The organism is Pseudomonas kilonensis (assembly GCF_001269885.1).
GTDB classification, from domain to species: Bacteria; Pseudomonadota; Gammaproteobacteria; order Pseudomonadales; family Pseudomonadaceae; genus Aquipseudomonas; species Aquipseudomonas kilonensis.
On sequence record NZ_LHVH01000019.1, the window covers coordinates 87,204 to 103,496 of the forward strand.

Consider the following 16,293-nt stretch of genomic DNA (forward strand, 5'->3'; position numbering starts at 1 on the left):
GCCGATACGCACTTATGAATGGGTTGACCCTGTATCAGCTGCGTCGTTCGACGATATAACGCGCCAAGTCGCGCAACGGCTCGGCCGCCGCGTCAAAGGGTCGCAGCGCGGCCAGGGCCTGGTCGCGCAACTCCAGGGCATAGGCCTTGGCGGCGTCGAGGCCGAGCAGGGCCGGGTAGGTCGGCTTGTCGCGAGCGATGTCGGCGCCCTGGCGTTTGCCCAGGGTCTGGGTATCGCTTTCGACGTCGAGGATGTCGTCCTGCACCTGGAACGCCAGGCCGATGGCCCGGGCGTAGGTCTGCAAGGCTTGCAACTGGGCAGGCGTGGCCCGGCCGCTGGCCAGGGCGCCGAGCTGGACGCTGGCTTCGATCAAGGCGCCGGTCTTGTGTCGGTGCATGTATTCCAGGGCGCTCTGGTCCAGCTTCAGGCCCACTGAGCCCAAGTCGATGGCCTGGCCGCCGACCATGCCGGCTGGGCCTGCCGCCAGCGCCAGGGCACTGACCATGTCCAGGCGAACCTGCGCCGGGCAATCGCTCAGGGCCGGGTCCAGCAGGGCGCTGAAGGCCAGGCTCTGCAAACCGTCGCCGGCCAGGATCGCGCAGGCTTCGTCGAATTGCTTGTGGGTGGTGGGCTGGCCGCGACGCAGGTCGTCGTCGTCCATGGCCGGCAAATCGTCGTGCACCAGCGAATACGCGTGGATCAACTCCACCGCACAGGCCGCGCCGTTGGCCTGTTCGGCCGCGCCGCCCAAGGCTTCGCACGCGGCGTAGGCCAATAACGGCCGCACACGCTTGCCGCCGTTCATCACGCTGTAGCGCATGGCTTCGTACAGGCGCGCCAGTTCCGGGCTTGGGGCGCGGAACAAGCTATCCAATGCAGCATTGACCCGGGCCTGGCTGCTGGCCTGATAAGCGCCGATCATTCAGGCTGTTCCGCGTCGAAAGGTTCTTCGGTCAGCTCACCGTCACGCTCGAGCAGCAATTGCACCTTCTGCTCGGCCTGGGCCAGCGCCGCCTGGCAGTCGCGAGTCAAGCCGATACCCTGCTCGAAGGCGGTCAGCGAGTCTTCCAGCGACAATTCGCCGTTCTCCAGTCGTTCGACCAGCGTTTGCAGGTCGGCCAGAGATTGTTCGAAATCCAGTGCAGCTTTTTTGCGGGCCATGGCGGCTATTCCGGTTGACTGTTAAACCGGCGCGACACTAGCAGACATGGGGGGTTCGGGCAAATCAGGACCGCCGGGCGTCACCCCGATCAGCAAGGATGTCGGAACCTGTGGCGAGGGGATTTATCCCCGCTGGGTTGCGAAGCAGCCCTAAAAGCTGACACCTCGGAGTGTCAGCTGGATTGAGTCCTCAGCTTTGGGGTCGCTTCGCAACCCAGCGGGGATAAATCCCCTCGCCACAAATGATCTCAGTCGGCTGGATAGTTGATTCGGTAACGGGTGCTGCGCCCGCCGCCGGGCATCCGCTCCAGGCAACCTTTCTCCAGCAGTTCCGCCAGGTGTCGCGTTGCTGTCGCCTTGGAGACCTTGGCCACGGCTTGATATTGAGCGGCGCTGATCCCCTGCCCGAAGCCTTTTTCGCCGCCATCGAGCAACCGGTTCAGCACTTTGGACTGTTCAGGCGTGAGTGTCGAAGCGCGATGGGCCTGCCAGAACCGGGTCTTGCCCAGCACGCTTTCGATCTGTGCCATCGCTTTATGCAGGCTGCGCAACAGTGTCTGCAGGAACCAAGTCAGCCAGCCGGTGATATCCAGCGTGGCTTTCTGGCTGTTTTCCAGGATTCGGTAATAACCGGCGCGGTCGTCCAGGATGCTCACGGACATGGCGTAGAAACGGATCGCCTGCGCCTCACCCTGGGCCAATGCCAAATCGGTCAAGGTGCGGGTCAGGCGACCATTGCCATCGTCGAATGGATGCAGGGTAACAAACCAGAAATGAGCAATTCCGGCACGCAGTAGCGGATCGAGGCTGGCCTGATGGCGACTGGCTTCGAACCAGTCGACGAACGTTTTCAATTGCTGTTCAAGGCCCTGGCGAGGCGGCGCCTCGAAGTGAACGATAGGTCGGTCCAGCCTGCCCGAAACCACTTGCATCGGTTCGTCCCCGCGCAGCGCGCCTACGCGGATCTGTCGATAGGCAAGGTCGCTTGTTTGATCAGGAAACAACCACTCGTGCCATTCCAGCAAGCGTTCGACCGTCAGGGGCTGGTTGAAGTGCCGGGTCGCGTCCAGCAACAGGTTCGCCAAGCCTTCGCTGCGTTGGCTGACCGGCGTGTCGTCGACGTGCTCGAGGCCCAGGCGGCGAGCGAGGGACGAGCGCACCGAGCCGACATTCAATTGTTCTCCTTCGATAGCCGAAGAGGTCACGATGTTTTGCAGCAAGGCATCCAGTTCGTTCTGGGCGCTGAGCGAAGCCGTGACCGCGCCCGTCATGCCGAGCAATTGACCTTGTGTCTGCACGCATTCGCGTAGCAGGGGTGCCAATGCTTCAGCTTGCCAGCGGAAGTCGGGCCAGTCGGGCTGTTGCCAGATCCAATGGGGTGTCATGCGCCTGTCCAAAGATGAATGAGCCGAATAATAGCGCTATTCGGCTCATCTTGTGAGCCGAATAAGCCCTCTATTCGGCTCACGCCCCCCTCAGTACGTGATTTCCCACACAGAATCGCGCGTTCCCCGATTGTGAAAAAACCGTCAAATCGATACTCTTCGCGCCATCTACGGCCCCCTTGCGACGGGGCCTTCAGACGAAACCTGAATAATGACAAGCGCGCTGAGGATTAGCGCCGGGTTGCGTCGTGCATGGCAGGAGGCATACGTGCGTTTTCTTTCTTTATTGATCGTGTTGCTCGGCGCGCCGTTGGCGTGGGCGCAGCCTTCTGCCGAGATGTCGGAGCCGGTGGGCGGTTGGCGCTACAGCGGCTTGCTCGATCGCACCGAAAATCCGCAAGTCGCCTATCCCACACCGCCCATCGACCGGGGCGTGCAGCGCAATCGCACGATGATCGAGGGCCGGCTCAAGGCCATGGGCACGGCTCGCCAGCCCCACAGCCTGGCGGTCAACGGCAATCCACTGAATCTCTATACCGACGACGAGGGGCGTTTCGCCCGGCCGTATGCGTTCGGCGCCGGCTCCAACAGCGTCGAGGTGCGCAGCTCCGAAGGCCAGTCCCTCAAGCGCGTGCAATTTTATGAAGCCAACAACCTGCGCACCCCGGCGCAGATCCGCGTGGTGCTGGGCTGGGACGATCCGAAGGCCGAACTCGATCTGCATATCGTCACACCCGACGGCCAACATGCGTTCTTCGGCCAACCGGCGCTGAGCAACGGCGGTGGTCTCGACCCGGATGGCGTCGATGGCCCCGGCCCTGAAATGTTCACCATGACCGCGCCGATGCACGGCACCTACCTGGTCTACGTGAACTATTGGGGCAACTACGGCAGCGGCGGCTACAACTTCGATGAGACCAGTAACGAGAACGAGGTGATCACCTCGCAGATCAACCTGGTGCTCAACGAAAACACCGTCGATGAAAAACGCGAGACCTTTGTCGTGCCTCTGCGCGCCATTGGCGATCTGTTGCTGGTCAAGACTTTCAACTACTAAGTATCCGCTCCACGGATGAACAGGCCCTTGTGAATATGAGCGACAACACTGCTTCCCCGACCACGCCGACACCTGTCGCCAAACCTGTGCGCCGCTGGCCGGCGATACTGATCGGGCTGTGCCTGGTCGCCGGTGTGGCCGCCGGGCTGGGCTGGTTCATCAACAAGCCCAAGGCGCCGCCCATGGAGTTGGCGTTGGAAAAGCTCGGCGTGAGCCGTCCCGACGGCTTGCTCGAGGCCCATTCCCTGAGCCAGTTGCCCAAGGACCTGTTGGCGGTGCCGTTCCTCAAGGCCACGCTCACCGAGGACTTCGTCTTCTATTACGAGGCCCATGCCGACCGTCTCGGGCTGATCGGCAGCCTGCGCCGGATCATCTACGAGCATGACCTCAAGCTGCAGGACAGCCTGATCGAAACGCTTTTCGACCAGCCGGCCGACGTCGCGCTGTGGCGCGGTGCGGACGGTCGCCTCAAGGACTTCCTGTTGGTGATGGACCGCGGTGGCCTGGCCAAGGTGCTGGAGCCGTTGGCGAAAGTCGCCCTGGACGACACTCAGTTGAGCAAGCTCAGCGACCTGAAGGTCGGCGGTGACGACGTTGCGCTCTACCAGCTCAGCTACAACGCCAGCAAATCCCTGGTCTTCGCCTCCCATGGCGACAAGCTGGTGGTGCTGTCCAACCCGACCAAGCTCTACGACAAAGGCAATGGTCCTACCGATGAACCCGGCATGGTCTCGACCCAGGCTCTCGAAGCACTGCTGGCCGGTGAAAAACTGTTCCCGGAAGCCTTCGGCCTGCAGCCCAAGGCGGCTGAGGTCAAGCAACGCATCTCGGTCAACGCCAGCGTGCTCGCCATGGGCTACCAGCGTTTCATCCCGAACTTCGCCGGCTTGCGTTTCGACATGGACGACAAGGGCTGGCACAGCTTCCTGGCGATGGACGAGCTGGAAAACCAGCCGGACTTCGACTTCAAGCCGATCTGGCAAGCCATGCCCATGGGTGCCAGTGCCTGCGTGGCCTTGCCGCTGGCCGCCGAGCAACAGAAACCGTTGCTGGTAAAACTCGGCGCCGACGAAAAAGCCGCCCAGGCCATGGTCGACCATGTGGCCGGCGCGGCGGGCCTGTGCTGGTACGCCGATTCGCGCCTGTACACGCCGCTGTTGGTGGCGAGCCTGAATGAAGACGACGGCAAGCTTGATGCCGACCTGGGCAACCTGTTCGGTTCGATGGTCGGCGCCTATGAAAACAACGTTGCCGAGCATGCATTCCCGGTGGTCGAGAAGCAGCAAGGCTCGACGCACCAGTGGCTGCGTCAGGTCAGCTCCAATTTCGGCCCTTACCTGGCCAAGGACGCAGAGCAACCCGACGCGATTACCGGCAAGGCGTTCCTGCGGGTCAGCCTGGCGCGCCACGGTTCGACCTTGCTGTTCTCCCTCGATGACAAGTTGGTGGAGAAGGCCCTGGGCACCCTCGACAAACGCTTCCCACCCATGGCCGACGTGGTGCCCAAGGACCTGTTGATGCCGGTCTACTTCGGCCCGGACTCCATGGCGCAACTGATGCAGCGCGAAACCCTCGACAGCTTGCCCCAGGACATGGAGCCGGTGTTCTACAACGCCGCGCAAACCTACCTGATCCCGAAACTGCGCACCCTAGGCGGCTACGGCAAGTACGCCCTGACCTTGCCTGAAGGCAGCGAGCCGGACGGCCACTGGCAGTGGCTGCCGCTGGAATGGAAAGCGCTGTGACAGCACTGATCCGCAACCCCGCGTTGACGCTGCTGCTGGCATTGCTCCTCGGCGGGCCTGCGCTTGCCGTCGAGGCGCCTTCGCTGGATGCGCAGCAATCCCAGGTCTTTCGCGCCTGGTTCGTGCGCATCGCCCAGGAACAGCTGACCAAAGGCCCGAGCCCGCGCTGGTATCAGCAGGATTGCGCCGGTCTGGTGCGCTTCGCCGCCAACGAAGCGCTCAAGGTCCACGATGAAAAATGGCTGCGCAGCAATGGCCTATCCAATCGCTACCTGCCGCCGGAACTGCCACTGAGCGATGCGCAACGGCGCCTCGCCCAGCAGTGGCAACAGGGCGGCGGCAAGGTCGGGCCTTACGTCAACGCCATCAAGCTGATTCAGTTCAACAGTCGCCTGGTGGGCCGGGATGTCACCCAGGCCCGCCCCGGCGACCTGATGTTCTTCGATCAGGGCGACGACCAGCACCTGATGATCTGGATGGGCCGCTACATCGCCTATCACACCGGCACCACAACCCCTACCGACAACGGCATGCGCTCCGCAAGCCTGCAACAACTCATGAACTGGAAGGACACCCGATGGATACCCGACGCAGCCAACCCCAACTTCATCGGCGTCTATCGACTCAACTTTCTCTCCCAATGACCGGTGCCCGCATGCTGCGCTTGTGTTCAAAATTGCCCCTGCTGTTTGCCCTGTTGCTGGCACCTGTCGTGAATGCCGAAGACACGGTGGAGCCCAGCGGTTACACGCCGGTGTCCGGTGAAAGCTTCTTCCTGCTGGCCGACAGCAGCTTTGCCAGCGACGAGCAGGCCATGGTCCGCCTCGAAGCGCCGGGCCGCGACTACCGTCGGTTTCGCATGGAGCCCTACGGCGGCGCCGATATCCGCGTCTATCGCATCGACAAACCGCTGGACTTCCTCAAGCGCCAGAAGAACCTGCACCGCGTGGTCAGCGACGGCCAGTTCAAGGGCGAAGGCCTGTCGAACACCCTCGCGTACCTGTGGGACAACTGGTACCGCAAGTCCCGTCGAGTGATGCAGCGGGCGTTCTCCTACGAGTCGCGCCAGCAAGTCACTGAAGAAGTGCCGGAACTGAAGATCGGCAACGCCCTGGTCGCGCCGACACCGTACGACGCTCCAGCGCAATTCGCCTTGATCCCGGGCTTGCCGGTGGTCAGTCAGTTCCGTTATCCGCTGTGGCAGGCCAAGCCGATCCAGCCGCCTGCGGGCGTCAACCTGGCCGGCTCGTCCAGCCAGTTTGTCAACGTCGCGCCGGGCAACGTCTATGTACCGCTGGGCCAGTTGAAGCCCGGCCTGTACCTGGTGGAAGCGCTGATCGGCAAATACCGCGCAACCACCATGGTCTTCGTCTCCAACACCGTGGCCGTGAGCAAGATTGCCGGCGATGAACTGCTGGTCTGGGCCGCACGCAAGCATGAAGGGCGTTCGGTGCCCAAGGTCAACGTACTGTGGACCGACGGCCTGGGCGTGATGAGCAGCGGTGCCACCGATGAAGACGGCCTGCTGCGCCTCAAGCACGTCAGCCCGGAGCGTTCGTTCGTCATCGGTGAAGACGAGGAGGGCGGGGTATTCGTCTCGGAAAACTTCTACTACGACAGCGAAATCTACGACACCAAGCTCTATGCCTTCACCGACCGGCCGCTGTACCGGCCAGGGGATTGGGTCTCGCTGAAAATCGTTGGTCGTGAGTTCAAGAACGCCCGTGATTCGGTGCAACCGACTGCCGCCGACGTCAATGTCAGCGTGCTGGACGCCACCGGTACCGAGCTGCAAACCCTGGCCTTGAAGCTCGATTCCAAGGCCGGCACCCAAGGCCGTTTCCAGTTGCCGGAAAACGCCGTCGCCGGTGGCTATGAACTGCGCCTCAGCTACAAGGATCAGCTCTACAACAGCGCCTTTCGCGTGGCCGAATACATCAAGCCGCACTTCGAGATCGCCCTGAACCTGGCCAAGCAGGACTACCGCACCGGCGAGCCGGTCAAGGGCAACCTCGTGCTGCTGTACCCGGATGGCAAACCTGTGGTGAATGCCACGGTGAGCCTGAGCCTGCGCGCCCAGCAATTGTCGATGGTCGATAACGAGCTGCAATACCTGGGGCAATTCCCGGTCGAGCTGACCAGCAGCGAAGTGACCACCGATGCCAAGGGCAACGCGACCCTCGACTTGCCGGCCGCCGACAAGCCGAGCCGCTACACGCTCACCGTGTTCGCCAGCGATGGCGCGGCGTATCGGGTCAAGACCACCAAGGAAATCCTCATCGACCGTGGCGCGGCGAATTTCCGCCTGAGCGCTCCCCAGCGGTTCAGCGCCGCCGGCCAGAAGGTGTCGTTCAGCTACGCCAACGAAGGCGGCAACGAGCAAGCCAAAGCCGTGACGCCGGGCAGCTATGCCTGGGTGCGCCTGGAAGACCAGAGCATCGGCGAAGGCAAGCTGGCGGCCAAGGACAAGGGCTTCAGCCTGACCTTCGAGCGCCCTGGCACCTACAACCTGACGCTCAAGGACGACCATGGCCGGGTCATTGGCGCCGCCTCCCACGCGGTAACCGGTGAAGGCATCAAAGCCGTGCCGGGTACTGTCGAGATCGTCTTCGACAAGCCTGAATACAAGACCGGTGACGAAGCACTGGCGCTGATCACCTTCCCGGAACCGGTCAGCGATGCGCTGCTGTCGCTTGAGCGGGACAAAGTCGAGGCCACGGCGCTGCTGTCCAAGGGCGGCGACTGGCTGAAGATGGAAAAACTCAGCGACACCCAATACCGCGCGCGCATTGCCGTGAAGGATAGCTTTGCGCCCAACCTGACCTTCTCGGTGCTGTACACCAAGGGCGGCCAGTACAGCTTCCAGAACGCTGGCATCAAAGTGGTCACGCCGCAGATCGACGTTGCTGTCGTCACGGATAAAGCCACCTACCGCCCGGGCGATACGGTGACCGTGGACCTGAGTACCCAGTTCGCCGGCAAGGCGATCCCGGCGCACCTGACGGTCAGCGTGGTGGACGAAATGGTCTATGCCCTGCAACCGGAAGTGGCGCCGACCATCGATCAGTTCTTCTATCACCCGCGTCGCAACAACGTGCGCACCAGTGCCAGCCTGTCATTCATCAGCTACGACGTGGCGCTGCCAGGCAGTCCTGGCGCGCCGGGCAAGGCCAACCGCAGCGAACGCGGGGTCAAGGTGTTGGAGCGGCCGCGTCGTGAAGACGTCGACACCGCTGCGTGGCAACCGGAGCTGGTCACCGACGCCAACGGCAAGGCCCGTTTCACCTTCAAGATGCCGGACTCGCTGACCCGCTGGCGCATCACCGCCAAGGCGATTGCCGACGACGGCCAAGTGGGCCAGAAGAAGCAGTTCATCGCCTCGGAAAAACCGCTGTACCTGAAGTGGAGCGGCCCGACCCGCTTCCGCATGGGCGACAAGCCGCAACTGGGCCTGTTCGCCTTCAGCCAATCGGAAAAACCACTGAAGGCCGAGCTGCTGATCCGTTACGCCGGTGCTGAACAGCGCGTGGTGGCGGAGCTGAAAAACGGCATCAACTACGTGGCGCTGCCGGTCCTGGAACTGAGCAGTGGCGACTTGACCGTGCAGTTGCAATTGAATGGCGAAACCCAGGACGCTCTGGCCATGCACTTGAACGCCAGCGGCAACGGTTGGCAAGTCACCCAGAGCCAACGCCTGGATGTGGCGAGCGGCGACACCCCGCTGACCCTGCCGGCCGACGCCAGCGATATTCGCCTGCGTCTGGACGACAGCCCGCAAGCGTTGTTCCGTTCGGCTCTGGATGACCTGCTGAGCTATCCGTACGGTGGCGTCGAGCAGACCGCCAGCCGTCTGTTGCCGTTGAGCATTGCCTATCCGACCCTGGCGTCGAACCCGCAGATCCGCGACCGCTTGCGGTTGATCATGCAAAACAGCCGCTTGCGCCTAGTGCAGATGGCCGGACCGTCGGCGAGCTTCACCTGGTGGGGCCAGGACGGTGAGCCGGATGCCTTCCTCACCGCCTATGCCTATTACGCCGACTGGCACGCCAGCAAGGCCCTGGACCTGAGCCTGCCGCCGGAACACTGGCAGCGGGTGCTGGAGGTCTACGCCAAGCAGGCCGGTAATACGCCGCTGCTGCAACGAGCGCTGATCCTGTCGTTCGCCAAGCAGATGCAACTGCCGGTGAACACCTTGCTCAGCGGCCTGATGGATGACCTGGCCAAAGCCAGTGAAGACAGTACCGAGAGCGTGCTGGACAGTGGCGAAGACAGCCTGGTCATGAGCGCCCCGGATTCGGCCCTTGGCTTGGCCAGCGCCCGTGTCCTGACCGCGTCCCTGGCGAAACAGGCGAAGGTGCCGTTGCCGGCGGCCTTCAGCCGTCAAGCCGATGCGGCGCAACAGCAACTGGAACTCAGCTCGCAACCGTTCGTCGAGGCCCTGGTGCTGTCGTTGCAGAGCTTCGATCAGGCCCGCGCCACTGCATTGCTGGAGCGCGTGTTGCCGCAGCAGTCCACCTTGGAACGGGCCCTGGCCCTGACCTGGTTGCAAGGCAGCATCGAACAGGCGGCGCCGGCCGTGGCCCTGGCACCGGGCGAAGGCTGGGCAGCCAAGCAGGGCGCAACCGGTGAAACCTATTGGCAGTGGCAGGGCGCGCAGCTTCCCACCATGCTGACCCTGACCGGTGCCCAGGAGCGTCCACTGCAAGCGGCATTGAGCTTCCAGAGCCAGCAACCGCCGGTAGCGCCGATGGCCGTGTCCATCACCCGTCGCCTGTCGCGTCTGGTGCCGGGCGACGAGGCCTTCACCTTCAAGCTTGAAGCCGTGGGCAACAAACCGCTGTCCAGCGACAGCCTCTACCTGGATGAAGTGATCATCAACAGCAAGGCCCCGACGCCACTGCGCTACGGCATGCTCGAAGTGCCGCTGCCGCCGGGCGCCGATGTGGAGCGCACCACCTGGGGTATCCAGTTGATGGGTAAGGCCGACAGCGAACTGACGTCCCTGGAAAAAGCCCGCTTCGAGCCCGGCCAGATGGCGTATGCGGTGCCGGTGGATGCCCTCAGTGGCGAGCTGCGCCTGCGGCACTTGGTGCGCTTCTCCCAGAAGGGCCAGTTCAGCTTGCCGCCGGTGCGCTTCACTCAGGTCTACGCGCCGCAACATCAGGCGCGGGAACAGAAACCGGCGCTCGGTCAGGTCACGGTCAACTGACATGTGCAGGCCGTGGGTTGGGTGGTTGTTGTGCTTGATTCCTGCGCTGGCAACAGCGCAGGACGAGCCGTTGCGCCTGGCCTTCGACGGTCAATTGCTGCAAGTGAGCCAGACCCAGGTGCTGGATCGCCAACCATTGCCCGACACTTTGCAGGCGCCACTGGGCAGTCTGTGGAAACTGTTTGTCTACGCCTGGCTGGTGGACACCGACGCTCGTGAACCGGTCTATGAGTGCCGCGGCGAGTCGAAGGAAGAGGTCTATTGCTGCAATCCCGGGCAGAGCATCGGTCGCGACCAGGCGCTGGTGAAGTCCTGCGGCTTGTATTTCGAGCCGCAGCGGCTCGGGCTGTCGGCCTCGAACTGGCGTGAGTACTGGCAGGCCCGTCAAGCGCCGGCCTGGTTGTTGGATCTGCCGACCTTGCAACCGCAGACGCAAGTGCCGGTCGCGCAGTTGCTCAAGGCCCTGGCGACGTTGCCGGCCCAGGAGCAGGCCCGACGGGTGCTGCTGGATGTGGCACTCAGCGCGGCCGACGGGCGACTGGTCGGCGAATTGGGCAGTCGCCTGCGGGTCAAGACCTGGAGCTGGCTAGGTGATCAGGGGCCTTCATCGCGACAGGGCGGTTTCGCCGGTTGGCTGGTCGATGGCACCCCGGTGTGGGCCGGTGGCCGCGGCACCAGCCAGCAGGTCTTGAAGGTCTACGGCGAAGGTTTGGCGGCGGCATTGCCATCGCGCTGGCCGGCGGAAACCGGGCGTTGCGTGGAAGTCGGTCTGTTTGCGCGCTATCCGTTGCAACGGGTGATGGCCGGTGACCGGCCTGCCACGCCGGGGCAACTGCGCGGCGACTACCGCGTCGAATTCACCAACGGCAATCAATTGGACATCCACAGCGATGGCGAGCTGTTCCTGATGCCCGGCAAGCTGGTGGCGCGTCTGGACCGGGAGGAATACGTCGCCCGGGTCTTGCAGCGCGAAGCCAAGGCCGAGCCTGCCGAAGCCGCCAAGGCACTGGCCGTGGCGATCCGCACCTATTTGCTGCAGAACGCCCAACGCAACGGTGATTGCCTGAGCATCGACGACAGCAGCCATCGCCAGCGTGTCGCGCCACGCCCGGCGGCGCCGCAAACCCGCGCCATTGCCGCCTGGACCAGCGACCTGGTCCTGGCCGGCACCGATGTCACCTACCACTCCGACCAGCCTGGCCCGGACAAACTGTCCTGGGCACAAGCGGTGGAGCAAGCCAACGCCGGCCAACGCTACGACGCCATCCTGCTGCACGCCTACCCACGTGCCAGCCTCAGCCGCTGGGACAACCCGGTGGCATCCTGCGAAGCGCTGCCTGCCGCCCAGGACTGGCTGCTGAAACAGCGCCGAGGCTGGCGTGAGCGGCTGGAAAGTGAAGTGGGCTACAACGAAATCAGCGCTTTCGCCGTCTGCCGCGTCGCTTTCGGCCGGCCTTATGTCGACCGCGAGCGCCAGCGCATCTATGTGCGCGGCGTGCTGTCGCTGCAGGATCGTCTCGACCTGACGCATGAATATCTGCACCTGGCCTTCGAAGCTCATCCCAACGGCCAGGACGAAACCTATATCGAAGGGCTTGCCCGTCACCTCTTGCTGGAATAGACCATGACACTCCGTTATCCACAGGTCTTGCTGTTGCTCTGCGCCCTGACCGCGTTGCCCTCGGCCATGGCCGCCGACACTGTCAAGCTCGACACTCCGATCGGCGGCTGGCGCAGCGGTGCGCCGGGCGGTGAAGGCGAAAGCTTCAGCCAAACCGTCAACTACCCGGCCTCGTCGGTCAACACGCCCCCGGGCCAGGCCAACACCGCCCGTATCACCGGCCAGATCAAAGGCGCCCCCAAGGACAGCAACGCGCCGGGCCAACTGATCGTCAACGGCGTCAGCCTGCCGCTGAAGCTGGATGAGGAAGGTCGCTTCGACCGGCCGTTCTCGTTCCCCAATGGCAGCAACAGCGTCGAAGTGCGCAGCGCCGATGGCCAGCAGCGCCACCGCACGCAATTTCTCAACACCAGCGGCGGCGCGACTCCGGCCAAGCTGCGGGTGTTGCTGACCTGGGACAGCGACGGCACCGACCTGGACCTGCACCTGGTTACGCCCGACGGTGCCCACATCTGGTACGGCGACCGTGCCGTCGCCAACGGCGGCGCCCTCGACGTCGACGTCACCACCGGCTACGGCCCGGAAATCTTCGCCATGCCCGCGCCGATCAAAGGCCAGTACCTGGTGTATGTGAACTACTACGGCGGCGGTTATCGCTATCAGGACGACGGCGAGGAAGGTGAGGGCGGTGGAGAGCAAGCGCAACAAGCCCTGACCACCGCACAAGTCACCGTGATCACCGAAGAAGGCACGCCGAACGAGAAGATGGAAACCTTCGTCGTGCCGATGCGGGCGGTGGGCGAGCTGACGTTGGTCAAAAGCTTTAGCTATCCGTAAGGCATCGTCGCAGCCACAACTGTTATTACAGCCTGTGGAGATCCCCTGTGGGAGCTGAGCTTGCTCGCGATGACGGTCTTGCACCCAACATCAATGCAAGCTGACCCACCGCCATCGCGAGCAAGCTCAGCTCCCACAGAGGATCGATGGTGGACGCCTGATCTGTGAACGCTCAAAAAACCTGTGGGAGCCGAGCTTGCTCGCGATGACGGCGGCACATTCGGCATCGAGCTGTCTAGTAGATCGCTATCGCGAGCAAGCTCGCTTGTATGGTAGGACTTGAAGGGAGGAGGAGGGACAAAGCTCGATTCTGACTGTTAGCCGCAGTACAGACCGTGGGAGATTTCACCCCTCCTCCTTTCACCCAAGCGCCGATAAAGAATGCATCTGGCCTAGACCGACGATAGGAACAAGCCTGCGCCTCTGGGTGAACCCTTCAAGTGTTCAAACCTTAGCCCGGAGGATTTTCAATGGCAATGCCGGTTTCTGTCGCAAAGCCGATCGTGGGTGTTGATGTCGCCAAAGATGAGTTAGTGATTTATCACGCAGAAACAGATCGACTGGAAGCGATCCCCAACACCAAAGCTGCGATCAAGAAGTGGCTCAAGGAGCTGCCCGCGCCAGTGGATGTCGCCATCGAAGCCACCAATATCTATCACCAGGAATTCGCCGACCTGGCTTATGCGCAAGGCTGTGTGATCTACATGATCGGCGGCTACGAGCTCAGCCATTACCGCAAAGGTGTGAAAGTTCGCGCTAAAACCGATGCGCTGGATGCTCGGTTGTTGGCTCGCTACTTGAACAACGAAGGCCACCAGTTGCACCCGTGGACTCCGCCTTCGCCCCTGTATTGCCGTCTTATAAGCCTTTTCCGGCGCCGGGCAGCCTTGGTCCAGGCGCGTGTCAGCCTCAAGCAAAGTTGGTCCAACGAACCGTTGCTCAAAACGGCGTTTGAGCACCAGATAAAGGCCATGCAACGACTGGAAATCTTGCTCGAGAAAACAATCCAGACGCAGTTGGAAGCAGCTGGCTTGGGCGCTCAGCTCAAGCGTTGCATGAAAGTCGAAGGCATTGGCCTATTGAGCGGTGCCCGTTTGCTCACGTCGTTTCAGCGTGGAGATTTCAGAAATGCCGATGCCTTCATCGCTTTTCTGGGCCTAGACCTGCGTATATCGGATTCTGGGAAAAAGAAGGGACGCCGCTGCTTGTCTAAGCGAGGTGACCCAGAGGCACGTCGATTGATGCATAACGCCGCGATGTCGGCGAGGCGCACAGCGGCATGGAAGGGTTTTTATGAGGCACTGAGGGCCCGGGGACTCAGCACAACCGAAGCATTAGTGGCACTGGCCCGCAAGCTTGCCCGAGTGGTATTCGCCCTGCTGAAGAACCAGAGCGAATACTTACCGAAAGGCATTTAAGGGGTAGCCCCGTACCATAGAATCTCCCACAGGGGGACTGTGCAAGTCGAAAAGCCGAGGTTCACCCCCGATCCAGTGTGGGAGCGGGCTTGCTCGCGAAGACGTCGGCACATTCAGCATCGATGCAAGCTGATCCACCGCTATCGCGAGCAGGCTCGCTCCCACAGGGGGGCTGTGCCAGTCGGGAAACCGGGGTTTAGCGATCCGGTATGGGACCTGATCTCAGCCCAAGTCCCCAGCCTCATGCCGCTCCGGCACTTGGCTCGCCTCATCTCCCCACGTGCGGTTGACCCGCTGTCCGCGCTGGGCGGCGGGGCGCTTGGCAATGTCTTCGGCCCAGCGCTGCACATGGGTGTATTCGTGGGCACTCAGGAATTCGGCGGCGCCGTACACGTTGTTGCGCACCAGTTGCCCATACCAGGGCCAGACCGCGATGTCGGCGATGGTGTAGTCATCGCCTGCCAGGTATTGGCTTTCGCCGAGGCGGCGATCCAGGACGTCGAGTTGACGCTTGGCTTCCATGGTGAAGCGATTGATCGGGTATTCGAGTTTCTCCGGCGCATAGGCGTAGAAATGCCCGAAGCCACCGCCCAGGTACGGGGCGGAGCCCATCTGCCAGAACAGCCAATTCAGTGTTTCGGTGCGACTTGCCAGGTCGGTGGGCAGGAAGGCGCCGAATTTTTCCGCCAGGTACAGCAGGATCGAGCCGGACTCGAAGACCCGGATGCCGGGCTCCACGCTGCGATCCAGCAGGGCCGGGATCTTGGAGTTGGGGTTGATCTCGACAAAACCGCTGGAGAACTGGTCGCCTTCGCTGATGCGGATCAGCCAGGCGTCGTATTCCGCGCCCGTATGACCCTGCGCCAGCAGTTCCTCCAGCAGGATGGTCACCTTCACACCATTGGGCGTGGCCAGGGAGTAGAGCTGCAGCGGCTGTTTACCAATCGGCAAGATTTTTTCATGGGTCGGCCCGGCGATAGGGCGGTTGATGCTGGCGAACTGGCCGCCAGACGGGGCGTCGTTTTTCCAGACCTGGGGCGGAACGTAGGACGCTTTACTCATCGGGACATACCTCATCGTTGCTTGTGGTGTGATCCCCCAGAGTCTACCGCTGTTCGTTCATGATCCGCGCCACTTCACCGGAAGCCTTGAGCTGCTCGAAAGCGCGCTGGGCCTTGGCGACGACTTCATCCGGCGTACTCAGGCTGAACGCCAGGTGGACCTTGTGGGGTTGTTCGTCGAGGATGTAGACCTCTTCCAGCGAAGTGAAATCCATTTGGGCATCTTGGCTCATCAGGCGCGCGGTGTTCTCCGGCATCGGCAGCAACTGGATCTGGCGATTCAGCAGTTTTTGAAAGTTGTCGTGGTTGTTGGCCGAGATGACCAGCCGGGTAAACCCACGCTGTTGCAGGTAAATCTGCTTGGCGTCGTTTCGCACCACGCCGATGCTGTACTGCTTGGCCTCCTCGAGGTTGTTGACGGCTATGTCTTTATTGTCGCGCAGCTTATAGAGCCGGCTCGCCACCCGATGTATTTCACCCACCCATTTGAACAGTTGCTCGCGGGCTGGGGTGCGGTCCAACGGGAAGATCAGCACGTTAGGTTCGTGCAGGGCTTTTTCATAGGCCCGGGCCCACGGGTACAGCGACAGGCTGTAGTCGGTGAGCTGCGCGCTTTTCAGCGTTTCTTCGGCGATGCGACTGCCCGGCCCGACGACCTTGTCATCACGCTGGTAGGCGTAGAGGGAGTCTTCGGTCACGACTTCGATCGCCTCGGCGTGGCTTTGCAGACTGATCGAGGTGAGGAGCAAGCACGAGCAGAGTATCAGGCGATAGTGCATATACAGACCTCATGGCACGC

Annotated in this window: 12 protein-coding genes; 7 read left to right on the forward strand and 5 right to left on the reverse strand. The window is 62.5% G+C overall.

Annotated elements, in window-relative coordinates; translation table 11 throughout:
- Positions 1-34 precede the first annotated feature (34 nt).
- From AD662_RS12835 to AD662_RS12845, 3 genes are all read right to left on the reverse strand, one after another.
- Entirely contained in the window at positions 35-922 is an 888-nt protein-coding gene (locus tag AD662_RS12835; protein WP_053187690.1) for a polyprenyl synthetase family protein, read from the reverse strand.
- A complete protein-coding gene (locus tag AD662_RS12840; protein WP_003185917.1) occupies positions 919-1,161 on the reverse strand; it encodes an exodeoxyribonuclease VII small subunit in 243 nt (80 codons plus the stop codon). The genes AD662_RS12835 and AD662_RS12840 overlap by 4 nt, the downstream gene beginning before the upstream one ends.
- Positions 1,162-1,409: 248 nt before the next feature.
- A complete protein-coding gene (locus tag AD662_RS12845; RefSeq protein ID WP_053187693.1) occupies positions 1,410-2,546 on the reverse strand; it encodes a Fic family protein in 1,137 nt (378 codons plus the stop codon).
- 268 nt (positions 2,547-2,814) lie between these two features.
- On the opposite strand from AD662_RS12845, the gene AD662_RS12850 reads away from it, so the two are divergent.
- The 7 genes from AD662_RS12850 to AD662_RS12880 all read left to right on the forward strand — a co-directional run bounded on the left by AD662_RS12850 (position 2,815) and on the right by AD662_RS12880 (position 14,433).
- Complete coding sequence (locus tag AD662_RS12850) at positions 2,815-3,603, forward strand: YfaP family protein (RefSeq protein WP_053187696.1); 789 nt, start codon at positions 2,815-2,817, stop codon at positions 3,601-3,603.
- A 35-nt stretch (positions 3,604-3,638) separates the two neighbouring features.
- The gene (locus tag AD662_RS12855) at positions 3,639-5,348 is read left to right on the forward strand and encodes a DUF2138 domain-containing protein (RefSeq protein WP_053187699.1); all 1,710 of its coding nucleotides are present in this window, start codon (positions 3,639-3,641) and stop codon (positions 5,346-5,348) included.
- The gene (locus AD662_RS12860; RefSeq protein WP_029866828.1) at positions 5,333-5,992 is read left to right on the forward strand and encodes a DUF1175 domain-containing protein; all 660 of its coding nucleotides are present in this window, start codon (positions 5,333-5,335) and stop codon (positions 5,990-5,992) included. The genes AD662_RS12855 and AD662_RS12860 overlap by 16 nt, the downstream gene beginning before the upstream one ends.
- Complete coding sequence (locus AD662_RS12865; protein WP_074849495.1) at positions 5,989-10,557, forward strand: alpha-2-macroglobulin family protein; 4,569 nt, start codon at positions 5,989-5,991, stop codon at positions 10,555-10,557. Before AD662_RS12860 ends, AD662_RS12865 begins: the two co-directional genes overlap by 4 nt.
- A 1-nt stretch (position 10,558) precedes the next feature.
- Positions 10,559-12,178, forward strand: a complete 1,620-nt coding sequence (locus AD662_RS12870; protein ID WP_053187705.1) for a DUF2300 domain-containing protein — start codon at positions 10,559-10,561, stop codon at positions 12,176-12,178.
- A gap of 3 nt (positions 12,179-12,181) precedes the next feature.
- Complete coding sequence (locus AD662_RS12875) at positions 12,182-13,015, forward strand: YfaP family protein (protein ID WP_053182390.1); 834 nt, start codon at positions 12,182-12,184, stop codon at positions 13,013-13,015.
- 470 nt (positions 13,016-13,485) lie between these two features.
- Positions 13,486-14,433 (forward strand): IS110 family RNA-guided transposase, encoded by a 948-nt coding sequence (locus AD662_RS12880; protein ID WP_053177781.1) that lies wholly within the window; start codon positions 13,486-13,488, stop codon positions 14,431-14,433.
- A 222-nt stretch (positions 14,434-14,655) separates the two neighbouring features.
- On the opposite strand, the gene yghU is transcribed toward AD662_RS12880, so the two are convergent.
- Together yghU and AD662_RS12890 are read right to left on the reverse strand one after the other, a co-directional pair.
- Complete coding sequence (gene yghU / locus AD662_RS12885) at positions 14,656-15,495, reverse strand: glutathione-dependent disulfide-bond oxidoreductase (protein ID WP_053187708.1); 840 nt, start codon at positions 15,493-15,495, stop codon at positions 14,656-14,658.
- A 43-nt stretch (positions 15,496-15,538) separates the two neighbouring features.
- The gene (locus AD662_RS12890; RefSeq protein WP_053179165.1) at positions 15,539-16,273 is read right to left on the reverse strand and encodes a substrate-binding periplasmic protein; all 735 of its coding nucleotides are present in this window, start codon (positions 16,271-16,273) and stop codon (positions 15,539-15,541) included.
- Positions 16,274-16,293: the final 20 nt, after the last annotated feature.